General features: G+C 72.2%; 10 protein-coding genes. 5 read left to right on the top strand and 5 right to left on the bottom strand.

Features of this window, described 5'->3' with window-relative positions; translation table 11 throughout:
- Nucleotides 1-143 precede the first annotated feature (143 nt).
- The 3 genes from ACWD12_RS23330 to ACWD12_RS23340 all read left to right on the top strand — a co-directional run bounded on the left by ACWD12_RS23330 (nucleotide 144) and on the right by ACWD12_RS23340 (nucleotide 5058).
- A complete protein-coding gene (locus ACWD12_RS23330; protein WP_450101138.1) occupies nucleotides 144-1019 on the top strand; it encodes a helix-turn-helix domain-containing protein in 876 nt (291 codons plus the stop codon).
- Nucleotides 1016-1270, top strand: coding sequence for a DUF397 domain-containing protein (locus ACWD12_RS23335; RefSeq protein ID WP_450101139.1), 255 nt, complete (start codon nucleotides 1016-1018; stop codon nucleotides 1268-1270). Before ACWD12_RS23330 ends, ACWD12_RS23335 begins: the two co-directional genes overlap by 4 nt.
- Nucleotides 1271-1476: 206 nt before the next feature.
- Nucleotides 1477-5058, top strand: coding sequence for an AfsR/SARP family transcriptional regulator (locus ACWD12_RS23340; protein ID WP_450101140.1), 3582 nt, complete (start codon nucleotides 1477-1479; stop codon nucleotides 5056-5058).
- A 41-nt stretch (nucleotides 5059-5099) separates the two neighbouring features.
- Here the strand turns inward: ACWD12_RS23340 and ACWD12_RS23345 are convergent, their stop codons facing one another.
- Nucleotides 5100-5759 (bottom strand): maleylpyruvate isomerase N-terminal domain-containing protein, encoded by a 660-nt coding sequence (locus ACWD12_RS23345; protein ID WP_450101141.1) that lies wholly within the window; start codon nucleotides 5757-5759, stop codon nucleotides 5100-5102.
- Nucleotides 5756-6772, bottom strand: a complete 1017-nt coding sequence (locus tag ACWD12_RS23350) for a sigma-70 family RNA polymerase sigma factor (protein ID WP_450101142.1) — start codon at nucleotides 6770-6772, stop codon at nucleotides 5756-5758. The genes ACWD12_RS23345 and ACWD12_RS23350 overlap by 4 nt, the downstream gene beginning before the upstream one ends.
- 205 nt (nucleotides 6773-6977) lie before the next feature.
- Here ACWD12_RS23350 and ACWD12_RS23355 point away from each other — a divergent pair, with 205 nt between their 5' ends.
- Nucleotides 6978-8525 (top strand): MFS transporter, encoded by a 1548-nt coding sequence (locus ACWD12_RS23355; protein WP_450101143.1) that lies wholly within the window; start codon nucleotides 6978-6980, stop codon nucleotides 8523-8525.
- Here the strand turns inward: ACWD12_RS23355 and ACWD12_RS23360 are convergent, their stop codons facing one another.
- Genes ACWD12_RS23360 through ACWD12_RS23370 form a run of 3 tightly spaced genes read right to left on the bottom strand, consistent with a single transcriptional unit; the run spans nucleotide 8526 to nucleotide 10539 of the window.
- Nucleotides 8526-9431, bottom strand: coding sequence for an ABC transporter permease (locus ACWD12_RS23360; protein ID WP_450101144.1), 906 nt, complete (start codon nucleotides 9429-9431; stop codon nucleotides 8526-8528).
- Nucleotides 9428-9577 (bottom strand): hypothetical protein, encoded by a 150-nt coding sequence (locus tag ACWD12_RS23365; protein ID WP_450101145.1) that lies wholly within the window; start codon nucleotides 9575-9577, stop codon nucleotides 9428-9430. Before ACWD12_RS23365 ends, ACWD12_RS23360 begins: the two co-directional genes overlap by 4 nt.
- On the bottom strand, nucleotides 9574-10539 hold the full coding sequence (locus tag ACWD12_RS23370; protein ID WP_358359275.1) for an ATP-binding cassette domain-containing protein: 966 nt from the start codon (nucleotides 10537-10539) through the stop codon (nucleotides 9574-9576). The genes ACWD12_RS23365 and ACWD12_RS23370 overlap by 4 nt, the downstream gene beginning before the upstream one ends.
- A gap of 244 nt (nucleotides 10540-10783) precedes the next feature.
- Between ACWD12_RS23370 and ACWD12_RS23375 the strand changes: the two genes are divergently transcribed.
- Entirely contained in the window at nucleotides 10784-11599 is an 816-nt protein-coding gene (locus ACWD12_RS23375; RefSeq protein ID WP_450101146.1) for an ABC transporter ATP-binding protein, read from the top strand.
- Nucleotides 11600-11854 lie beyond the last annotated feature (255 nt).

Raw genomic sequence — 11854 nt, forward strand, 5'->3', positions numbered from 1 at the left:
CGTGCGACCACTAAGCCTGCAACTCCCATTCTTGGATTGTCGGGCGTTTTTCCGTAGTGGTCACGAAGCGGGCCAACGTGGTGCACACTGTCCCCCCATCGCAGCCGCGAAATCCAACCGGCTCCACCTCTTGGAGGCGCACCGTGGCATTAGCCCCCAACCCCACCGTCCGCCAACGCCGGCTCGGCACCGAACTGCGCAGGCTCCGTGACGCGTGCGGCCTGAGCCTGGAAGCCGTCGCCGCCCGCCTCGAATGCTCCGACTCCAAGGTCAGCCGCATCGAACTGGGCCGCAGCGGCGTACGCCCCGTCGACCTGCGCATCCTGCTCGACCTGTACGCCGTCGACGACGAGGGCGAGCGCGAGGCGCTGCTCACGCTGGCCCGCGAGGCCAAGAAGCGCGGCTGGTGGCGCAGTTACTCGTCGGTGCTGCCGCCGTCGTACACCGAGCTGCTCAGCCTGGAGGCCGACGCCTCGGGTATGCGTGGCTTCGAACTCTCCCTGGTCCCGGGCCTGTTGCAGACCCCCGACTACGCCCGGGCGGTGATCTCGTCGGTACGCGCCGACCTGACCCAGGACGAGGTCGACACCCTCGTGCGGGTCCGCGCCGAACGGCAGACGATCCTCGACCGGGTCGGCTCCGACGGCGAACCCAGCTTCCAGCTCACGCTGGTGCTCGGCGAAGCGGTGCTGCGGCAGGCGGTCGGCGGCCGCGAGAGCATGCGCGCGCAGTTGATGCACCTCGCCGAGGCGGCAAATCGCCCGAACATCCGCATCCAGGTTCTGCCGTTCGCCTCCGGCGCGCACCCCGCGATCGAAGGCGCCTTCGCCATCATCGATTTCCCCGCATTGTCCGATCTGGACGTAGTGGTTGTAGACACGCGCACGAGTAGCCTCTATCTCGAGGAACCCGACCACGTCCGCGTCTATCAGCGGATGTTCGAGGACATCCGCGCTTCCGCGCTCTCGTACGGGGACTCGTCGTCCATGATCGAGCACGCTGCAAAGGAATTGTCTTGAGCAACGCACAGCACGATCCATCTCCCCGAAGGCTCGTCGCGACGGAGGCCGTCGCCGCAGCTCACGCGGGATTGTCCTGGCATCGCAGCACATTCAGCGGCGGCGCCAACAACTGTGTGGAAGCCGCAGGAACCAACGAGTTCATCCGGGTCCGCGATTCCAAGTCGGTACCCGGTCCGATCCTCCCCGTGGCATCTGCCGCGTGGTGTGAATTCCTGGGTCGGGTGCGCTGCGAAGGCTCGGCAGGCTGAGCTTTTCGCCCTGGCGAATTCACTCGTAAGAGTGGTGGTTATTACCCGGACGAGTGAATTCTCACGATGATCGTTTTGGTCTCCGATGCGGTCTCGTCCTGAAGCGGGCCCGCGACGCCTCGGCCCCGAGTCCGAGGACGACGCGTACGCTCCCCCGCCGCGGCACCCGACGCCCCGTTCCCGGTTTCACCTGGAAGAGTGGGGGTGTGTATGTCTCGGTGCTGGGCCCGCTTCAGGTGCGGGACGACAGAGGGGACCCGGTAGCGGTCTCCGGTGCGCGCCTGCGCGTGCTCCTGACCCGCCTGGCGCTCGACCCCGGGCGTCCGGTGCCCTCGGACGGCCTCGTCCGTGCGGTGTGGGACCAGGACGAGCCCTCCGGGGCCGCCAACGCCCTTCAATCCCTCGTCTCCCGGCTGCGCCGCATGCTGGGCCCGGAAGCCATCACTTCGGGCCCGGCAGGATACGTCCTGGCGCTCGCCCCGGACGCCGTCGACGCCCACCGCTTCGAGCGGGCCGCCGGCGAAGGCCGCCGCCTCCTGGCAGCCGGTGACCCCACGGCCGCGGAGCGCGTCCTCACCGACGCGCTCGACCTGTGGCGCGGCGCCGCGCTCGCGGACGCCATCGAGTCCGGCTTCGCCGCCGGGCCCGCCGCGCGCCTCGAGGAGCAGCGGCTCACCGCGGTCGAGGACCGCGTGGACGCCCGGCTCCGCCTCGGCCGCGCCGCGGAGGTGGTACCCGAGCTCGAACAACTCGCCACCGAACACCCCCTGCGCGAACGCCTGCACGGCCAACTCATGGCCGCGCTGGACGCCGTCGGACGCCGCGCCGACGCCCTCGCCGTCTACCACAAACTGCGCACCGAACTGGGCGACGCACTCGGCATCGACCCGTCGCCGGAACTGGACGCGGTGCACATGGCCGTGCTGCGGGGGGAGAGGGTGGCGGCGTACGCCGACCACGCGCGGGTCGGGAACACCGGTGCCGGCAGCGGTACGAGCGGCGGCGGGCGCGGAGGTGGGCACAGCGGCGTTTCGGCTGCGGCGGTCGGCGCGCTGCCCGCGGATTCGCCGGCTGCCGATGCCAGTCCCCATGCAAATCCCGACGCCAATGCCAATGCCAATGCCAATGCCGAGGCTGCCGCCGCCTCCGTCGCCCCGGCGGCGGGCGCAGGGTCTTCGCCCCCGGAGTCCGCCGACACCAGTTCCCCGGACGCAGGGACTTCCGGCACGCGTCCCTCCGATGTCGGGCAACGCCCCGCGGCCGACCGGCCGTCCACGGCGCAGCCGAACGCCCAGGCCGCCTCGACGCCCACGACAACCCCGACCGCCCCGACGTCCACGACTTCGCCGACGAACCTCACCACGCGCCTCACCAGCTTCGTCGGCCGCGACGACGAACGCCTCCGGCTCGCCCAACTCCTCCGCGATTCCCGCCTCGTGTCCGTCGTCGGTCCCGGCGGCGCCGGAAAGACCCGGATCACCGTCGAGACCGGCACCCAACTGCTCGCCGAATTCCCGGCAGGCGTCTGGTTCGTCGAACTCGCCCCGGTCCACGACCCCGCCGACATCCCGCAGGCCATCCTCGGCGCCCTGGGCCGCCGCGAGTTCGGCATCATCAGCTCCATGGCGGACACCTCCGGCAGCATCAACGCCGGAGACGCCCTCGCCCGAGTGATCGAAGTCCTCGCCCGCCGCCCCGCGTTGCTCATCCTGGACAACTGCGAGCACCTGGTCGCCGGGGCCGCCGACATCGCCGACACCCTCCTCACCGAGGCGCCCGCGCTGCGCATCCTCACCTCGACGCGCGAACCGCTCGGCATCGTCGGCGAGGCGCTGTACCCGCTCGGCCCGCTGTCGCTCCCGGACGCCCACGCCGACACGGCGACCGTGCTCCGCTCCGCGGCCGTACGTCTGTTCGCCGACCGCGCCAAAGCCGTGCGGCCCAGCCTGAGCATCGACGGTGCCAACGTCGCCGCCGTCGTCGAGATCTGCCGGCGCCTCGACGGCATGCCGCTCGCCATCGAACTCGCCGCCGCCCGCACCCGATCGCTCACGCCCACGCAGATCGCCCGGCGGCTGGACGACCGTTTCCGGTTGCTGACCGGCGGCAGCCGTACCGCGATGGCGCGCCACCAGACGCTGCGCGCGGTCGTCGAGTGGAGCTGGGACCTGCTCGACGACCGGGAGCGCGCGCTGCTGCGCAGGCTCTCGGTGTTCGCGGGCGGAGCCTCCCTGGAAGCCGCCGAGACGGTGCTCGCCGACGGCGAACTGGTGCACCGGGACGACGTCCTCGACCTCCTCGCCGGTCTCGTCGACAAGTCCCTCGTGGACATGTTCGGAACCGGCGAGCCGCGCTACCGCATGCTGGAGACCATCGCCGCGTTCGCCGCCGAGCAACGCGACGACGACGGTGCGGACGCCGGCGTCGCGCGGCGGCACGTGGCGTGGTGCGTCGCGATGCTGGAACGCGCCGATCCGATGCTGCGTACCGCCGACCAGTTGGAGGCCATCGCCGCCATCGTCGAGGAGCACGACAACGTCGCCACCGCGCTGCGGTTCGCGGTCGACACCGGTGACGCGGCGTCCGCGGTACGCCTCGTCGCGCTCATGGCCTGGTACTGGACCATCCGCGGCTACCACCGCGAAGCCACCGCGTGGCTCGGCGACGCGCTCACCATGCCCGGGGCCGAAGACATCGAGGACCGCGAGTCACAGATCCTCGCCGGCTGGTTCTACGGCACGACCCTGGTCGTCACCACCAGCGAGATGCAGGGCCTGCGCTGGATGATGCGCAGCCGCTGGCACCTGCGGCACTTCACGCCGTCCCCCGAGCACCCGGTGTTCGTGCTCATCGAGGCCATGAACGAGGCGTTCCACGACTACACGTCGGGCAGGGGACGGCCACTGGCGAGCGTCGAGGAACACCGGGACCCGTGGGTCCGCGGCGTCATCGACCTGATGCGCGGGCACATCTCGATCAACGCCGGACGCACCGAGGAGGGCCTCGACCGCCTGCGCCGCGCCCGGCTGCGCTTCGTGGAACTGGGCGACCGCTGGGGGCGCTCGTCGGCGGTCGCCGGGCTCTCCGAGGTGTACCGGTACACCGGGCGCTTCGCGGAAGGTCTTGCCGCGATCGACGAATGCCTGGAGCTGGTCGCCGAGTTGCGGTCGGACGAGGACGTGCCGTTCCTGTTGCTGCGCCGCGGGATGATGCACCTGCAACTGGGTGACACGGACGCCGCCCGCGAGGACCTGGCGGCATCCGTGGAGACCGCGCAGAGCGCCGAGACCGTCGGCGGCCTCCTGATCGGCTACGCGGGCAGCGGCGACCTGGCCCGGCTGCTGGGCGACCGCGAGGAGGCCGACCGGCGGTACGCCCTGGCGCTGGCCGAGTTGCCGCGTGCGCGGGTGGTCCCCGGGCAGATGCTCGCGATGCTGCAACTGAGCCTGGCGTACCACTACGGCAGCCAAGGGGAGCGCGGGAAGGCCCGGTTGGCGCTGGATGCTTCGCGCGTCGCGGCGATGGACAGCCACGACATGCCCGTTATGGCGTCGACGACCGAAGGCATGGCGTGGTGGGCGTTGGGCTCCGGGGACGCCGAGCAGGCGGCCGTGCTGCTCGGCGCGGCGGTCGCGCTGCGCGGGCACGAGGACTTGGGCAGCCTCGACACGATCGACACCACCGCCAAGGTGCGTGCGGCACTCGCCCCGGAGGCGTACGAGGCGGCGTACGCGCGCGGCGCGGCGCTCTCCCAGCAGGAGGCGGCCGAACTGCTCGCGCGGAGCTGAGCCGCACGCGCGGGGCCGTGGGCGCTCCGGCGGCCGGGCGGTCAACCGGGATCGCGGCCCAGGAAAGCCACCAGCCGGTCGCTCGGGCAGGCCGTCACGGGCACCTCGGCCTGCGGTGCGAAGAACGGGTGGCGGTCGTTCGCCGGGACCAACACCGCTCCCACCGAAAAGAGTTCGACCGCGACGGCGGCGGGGATCGGCAGGTCGCGCCGACAGCTGCGGGCGATGTCCCAGGCGTGCACCGCGATTTCCAGCGCACCGGCGGCCGCCATCAGGTCGGCGGGCATGGCGCGGTCCGCTACGCCGACCACGCGCGGCGTGACCGTCCAGAGGGAGGGCAGCCGCCGTGCGCGCTGCCGGAAGGTCGTGAGGAGGTCGCGGGGCGGGCCGACGAGAGCGGAATGTCCGTCGGCCCGGCCGTGGCAGGGGCTTGTCGGTCCGTCCGGCTCCCGATGGCCCGACTCTCGTTCGCTCGGCGCCAGTTCGTCCGGCGCCAGTTCGTCCGGCGCCGGCGGCGCGACGTGCCCGGCGACCGCCCCCTCGGCCAGCGCGGCCAGCGACTCGTTGGCGTGCGCGAGGAGCATCGCCAAGTCCCATTCCCGGCAGGGAGTGGGGCGAGACAACTGGGCGTGAGGGATGTCGCGCGTGACGGCCAGCGCGTACCGGACGGCCTGTTCGAGGAGCGGCGGCGCGGCGTTCATGGGACCAGTACCCCGCGGTGCACGAGCGGCAGCCCGAACGTCGGGAACAGCCCGGCGTCGTGGAACGAGACGACATGCGCGACGGCACCCGCGTCCGGAGCCGTGGTGGCGACGCAGTCGAGCAGATGGATGCCCTGCGCGTGGTACGTCCCGTCCTCGCCCGCCATGTAAACGGCAAGCGCCCGCTGCCCGTTGGCGCGGGTCGGCAGTACGCGGGAGCCCCGGAAAAACGCCGGGCAGTGCCGTTCCACCAGGCGCCCGATGGCCGCGCGCCCACGGAACCACGACGGCACGGGCGGCATCTCCCACACCGCGTCGTCGGTGAGCAGCGCCATGAGCGCGTCGATGTCCGAGGACTCGAAGGCGGCCGCGTACCGGTCGAGCAGCGCGCGCTCGGCGTCGTCGGACGGCCGGACGACCTCGTCGGCGACCGGCGCCGCGTCGGCCAGCCTGGCCCGCGCCCGCTGCAACGTGCTGTTGACCGCGGCCTCGCTCGTCCCGAGCAGGTTGGCGACCTCGGCGGCGCGCCACGCGAGGACGTCGCGCAGGATCAACACCGCCCGCTGCCGCGGCGGCAGGTACTGGAAGGCGGCGGTGAGGGCCAGCCGCATCGATTCGCGCGAGCCGACCACGGCCGCCGGATCGGCGGCGGAGTCGGCGGAGGCGACGAGGGCGTCCGGCAGCGGTTGCAGCCAGCTGTGGCCGGGCCGCTCGGGGGCGAGTGGCAGGTCCGGGTCGGCGTCCGGGCCGCCGAGCCCGACGGGCAGATCGCGGCGCTCACGGCGTTCCAGCGCGCGCAGGCACACGTTGGTCGCGATGCGGTAGAGCCAGGTGCGCATCGAGGCGCGGCCCTCGAAGTCGCCGTACGCCTGCCACGCGCGCAGCAGGGTCTCCTGCACCAGGTCCTCGGCATCGTGCACCGAGCCGAGCATGCGGTAGCAGTACGCCAGCAACTCGGGCTGCATCCCGCCCGTGTTCCGGAGGAAGTCCTCGTCGCTGCGCGGCGCTGCCATGACCGGTCCCTTCGTCGCCCCTTGTGAGTACAGACCCGCGCGGCCGCCGAAACTCATCGCGACCGGGCGCCGCGTCGCGCGCGCGTGCTGGGGTCACCGGCCGATGCGAACGCCTCTGACCTGCGCCTATTGCCCGCGGCGATGAGTTCTCGGAAGCCCGCGGATCGGTATTGGTGAGGCTTCGGAACGAACCAGGGAGACGGATATGAGCGGCGAACCGAGGACACAACTCGGAGATACGAAGGGCACGGGCGGTGCCGAGCCGGCCACCACCGCGGTCCGGCGCTGGGCGCTCGCCCTGGGCGCGGTGGCGTCGGTCATGGCGGCACTGGACACCCTGGTCGTGTCGACCGCGCTGCACACGATCCGGCTCGACCTGGGATCGTCGGTGGAAGAACTCGAGTGGACCGTCAACGCGTACAACCTCAGCTTCGCCGTGCTGCTGCTGACCGCCGCCGCGGTCGGCGACCGCTTCGGGCGGCGCCGGATGTTCGCGGCGGGCCTGCTGCTGTTCACCGCGGGATCGGCGGCGTGTGCGCTGTCCGGCAGTGTCGCGGCGCTGATCGCCGCGCGGGCCGTCCAGGGCGTCGGGGCAGCGCTGATCATGACGCTCGCCCTCGCCCTGGTGAGCGCCGCGTTCCCGGCCCATCGGCGGGGCGCGGCCATCGGCATTCTGGAGGGCGTCACCGGGCTGGGCGTGGCGCTTGGCCCCCTGGTCGGCGGCGCGGTCGCCGAGGGCCTGGCGTGGCAGTGGATCTTCTGGATCAACGTGCCGATCGGACTGGCCGCCGTACCGCTGGTGCTGCGCAAGCTACCGGAGAGCCACGGCCCGGACGGCGCGCTCGACCTGCCCGGTGTGGGGCTGGTGACCGCCGGGTCGTTCGGGGTCGTCTGGGCGCTGGTACGCGGCAACCCGGCAGGCTGGGGGAGCGTGGAGGTCGTCGGCGCGCTGCTGGGCGGCGCGGCCCTGCTGGCCGCTTTCGTACGCTGGGAGCAGCGGACGCCCGAACCGATGCTGCCCTTGCGGTTCTTCCGGTCCCGGGCCTTCTCTGCGGGCAACGCCGCGTTGTTCTTCACGATGGCGTCGTTGTTCGTGGCGGTGTTCTTCCTGGCGCAGTTCATGCAGACCGTGCTCGGCCACGGCCCGCTCGGGGCGGGGCTGCGCCTGATGCCGTGGACGGCAACGCTGTTCTTCTGCGCGCCCGTTGCCGGTGCCCTGGTCGACCGGATCGGCGAACGCCCGCTGCTCTCCGGGGGCTTGGCGTTGCAGGCCGTGGGGCTGGGGTGGATCGCGCTGGTGGCGGAGCCGGGGGTGGCGTACGGGACGCTGGTCGCGCCGCTGGTGATCGCGGGCTGCGGGGTGTCGATGGCCATCCCCGCGGTGCAGACCTCGGTCGTCGGCGCGGTGGAGCACGTGGAGATCGGCAAGGCGGCGGGGGCCAACGGCATGATGCGCGAACTGGGCGGCGTGTTCGGCATCGCGGTCGCCGTCGCGGTCTTCTCCGGTACGGGCGGCTACGCGACCGCGGAGCAGTTCTCCGACGGCTTCACCGCGGCACTCGGCGTCGGTGTGGGCCTCGCGCTGCTGGGCGCCCTGGCCGGGCTGTTCCTGCCGGGCCGCCGGTCGGCGCCCGCGGGGTCGGCGGCGTCCGCACCGACTCCGACACCGGCGCCGTCGTCCGCGCACGACGACGCGGCGGCCCCGGCGGAGGAAGACCGCCGGGACCGCCGCGTCACGCGGAGTGCGGGTTGATCAGGTGTTGTTCTTGTAGCGGCGCACGGCCAGCGGGGCGAACACCGCGAAGATGGCGGCGGCCCACAGAAGCGTGGCGACCGCGTGGCCGGCGACCTCGCCGCCGACCAGGAGCCCGCGTACCGCGCTGGTGAGGTGGCTGATCGGGTTGACGTCGACCCACGCCTGCAGCCAGCCGGGCATGGTCTCGGTGCGGGCGAAGATGTTGGCGCCGAAGGTGAGTGGGAAGCCGACCAGCATGGCGGTGCCCTGCACGCTGCGCGGGTTCTTCATGACGACGCCGAGCAACGCGAAGATCCAGCACATCGCGAAGGCGAACACCAGGACCAGGCCGACCGCGGCGAGCGCGGCCAGGGCGTTGGTCTGCACGCGGAAGCCGATCGCCGAGCCGAAGCCGAACACCATGGCGATGGCCACCATGTACCGGCAGATGTCGCCCAGGACGGCACCGGCCAGGGGCGCGAAGCGGGAGATCGGCAGGGAGCGGAAGCGGTCGAAGACGCCCTTGGCGACGTCCTCACACAGTCCGACCCCCGTGCCGAGCGACGCGAACACGACGGTCTGCACGAGGATTCCGGGCAGCACGAACTGCAGGTAGTCGTGCGTGCTGCCTTCGATCGCGCCGCCGAAGAGGTACACGAACATCACGATGAAGATGACCGGTTGCAGCGTGAGGTCGATCAACTGCTCGGGCTGGTGCTTGAGTTTGACGAGATTGCGCCAGGTGAGCGTCAGGGTGTGCCGTACGACCGCGAACGGGTCGGAGCGGCGGGGCACTTGGCTCCGGGCACCGGGTTCGTGCGAGGCGGATTTCCGCAGCGCGGGGCCGCCTGAACCGGAGGAACCGGAGGAGCCGGGGGACTGGGGGGACGATGCGTCGGTGTGCGTGGTGGTGGTGGTGGTCATAGGAAGCTCCTGAACAGGACGAGGAAGGTGAACGCGGCGAGCAGGGCGACGCGTTCGTAGCGGCGGACGACGGTGCGGAAGATCGGGGTCGCGGCAACGTCGGGGCGTCGGCGGCACCACACGGTGTGCGGCGCGGTACGCCTCATGCGGCGGCGGGCGCCTCGGCGTCCGCGCCGTGCCCGGTCAGCTCCATGAACACCTCGTCGAGACTCGGCAGGCGCAGCGCGAGTTCGGTGGCGCGGATGCCGGACTCGTCGAGGCGGCGCACCACGTACGGCAACAGGTCCGGGTCGTGCACCGCGACGGTGACGACCCCGGGCCGGGTGGTCAGGTCCGGCACGAGACCCGTCAACTCGGCGACGATGGCGGCTGTTTCGTCGAGGCGCGCGGTGTCGGCCGGACGGATCTCCAGGCTCTGCCCGCCGATCTGGGACTTGAGCGAGTCGGCGGTGCCGTTGGCGATGACGCGGCCGTGGTCGATCACCGCGATGTCACTGGCGAGCTGGTCGGCCTCGTCCAGGTACTGCGTGGTGAGCAGGACGGTGACGCCCTCGTCGGCGACGAGGCCGCGGACCAGCCCCCACACGTCGCCGCGGCTGCGCGGGTCGAGTCCGGTCGTCGGCTCGTCCAGGTAGAGGAAGCGCGGGCGGCCGACCAGGCTCGCGGCCAGGTCCAGGCGGCGGCGCATACCGCCGGAGTACGTGCCGGGCGCGCGGTTGCCCGCGTCACTCAGCTCGAACCGCTCCAGCAGCTCGCGGGCCCGGGCCTTGGCGTCGGCGCGCGACAGGTCCAGCAGGCGGCCCAGCAGGACCAGGTTCTCGAAGCCCGACATCTCCTCGTCCACCGAGGCGTACTGCCCGGTCAGGCCGATCAGGCGGCGGACCTCGGGGGCGTCGCGGACGATGTCGTAGCCGCCGACGCTGGCGTGCCCGGCATCCGGGGCGATCAGGGTGGCGAGCATGCGGGTGGTGGTGGTCTTGCCGGCCCCGTTGGGACCGAGCAGCGCCAGCACGGTGCCCTCGCGGGCGACCAGGTCGATCCCGGCCAGGGCGGTGGTCTTGCCGTAGCGCTTGACGAGGCCCTCGGCCTCAATTGCGTAGCGGGTCATCGTGGCTCCCGTGGTTCTTCATCAGGTGACGACGACCACGTTGCGCCGGTGTGCTGACAGGGCGCGCACACCCGGCTGATACGCGCTCCGAACCGCTGACACGGCGCTGACACGGGCCGGTCCCGAACGTCGCGGGGCGCTCCACCGCAGTCCGGCCCCTGGACGCCCGCGACAGATACATGCTGTATGCATCTATGGTGGGGGCGGCCTGGGAGGCACCGCCGAGAGACCACCGGGAGGAACCGTGGACGACGTGTCCGAGCAGCCCCGAACCGTCGCCGCCCTGCGCGGCGTCGGTGTGCGCAAGTACACGACGGGCCAGGTGATCCTCGACGGGATCGACTGGACGGTACGCGCGGGCGAGCACTGGGCGCTCCTCGGTGCCAACGGCGCCGGGAAGACGACCGTCCTGCGGCTCCTCGGCGCGACCATGCACCCCACGGTCGGCACCGTCGACGTGCTCGGCCACCGCCTCGGCCGCGTCGACGTGCGGGAGCTGCGGGCGGTCATCGGATTCGTCTCCAGCGCCCAGAAGGTGCCGCTCGACGAGACCGCGCACACGGTCGTGCTCACCGGCGCGACCGGAACCGTGCAGCCGCTGTGGCGCAAGTACGACGCCGCAACGCGTGCGAGGGCCGACGAGCTGCTGGCCGAACTTGACCTCAAAGAACTGGCCGACCGGCCGTACGGAGTGTGCTCCGGCGGCCAGCGCGCCCGCATCCTCATCGCCCGCGCGCTGCTCGCCGAGCCTGCCCTCCTGCTGCTCGACGAACCGTTCAACGCCCTCGACCTGCCCTCGCGCGAGGACCTCATCGACGCGATGCACCGCCTCGCGGCCGCCCGCCCCCGCCTGGCCACCGTCACGGTGACGCACCACCTGGAGGAACTGGCCCCGAACATCGGCCACGCCATGCTCCTGCGCGACGGCCGGGTCCAGGCGTCCGGCCCGGTGGCCGAGGTCCTGACGAGCCCGAACCTCACCAGCTGCTTCGCCCGCCCGATCGAGGTCACCCACCACCACGACCGCTGGGCGGCCCACTCGGCCGGCGCCCGAGGGTAGATCACCCGCACACCGCGGCCGAGGACCGGGCGCCGCGGAGCGAACCGGAGTCGGCGCTCCCGGGCCGCCCCGGTTGTTGCCCCAGGGGCAATCCCGGTCGGCGGCAAGGCGCGTCAGAATCCCTGCTCATGGGTGGATTGAGGGAAGACCATCGGGCGTCGGAGGTGGCGCACGATAACTTCGGGGGTGGGGGCGGACCGACCCTCGTGGCTGCCGATCCGGTCGGGGTCGGCGGGATGGGGGGCGTTCCCGGGG

This window comes from Streptodolium elevatio, from assembly GCF_053592165.1.

Bases quoted from the DNA above. Each gene is read 5' to 3' on its own strand.
- ACWD12_RS23345 (WP_450101141.1), bottom strand. From the start codon at position 5,759: ATGAACGCCGCGCCGCCGCTCCTCGAACAGGCCGTCCGGTACGCGCTG.
- ACWD12_RS23370 (WP_358359275.1), bottom strand. From the start codon at position 10,539: ATGACCCGCTACGCAATTGAGGCCGAGGGCCTCGTCAAGCGCTACGGC.
- ACWD12_RS23350 (WP_450101142.1), bottom strand. From the start codon at position 6,772: ATGGCAGCGCCGCGCAGCGACGAGGACTTCCTCCGGAACACGGGCGGG.
- ACWD12_RS23365 (WP_450101145.1), bottom strand. From the start codon at position 9,577: ATGAGGCGTACCGCGCCGCACACCGTGTGGTGCCGCCGACGCCCCGAC.
- ACWD12_RS23355 (WP_450101143.1), top strand. From the start codon at position 6,978: ATGAGCGGCGAACCGAGGACACAACTCGGAGATACGAAGGGCACGGGC.
- ACWD12_RS23360 (WP_450101144.1), bottom strand. From the start codon at position 9,431: ATGACCACCACCACCACCACGCACACCGACGCATCGTCCCCCCAGTCC.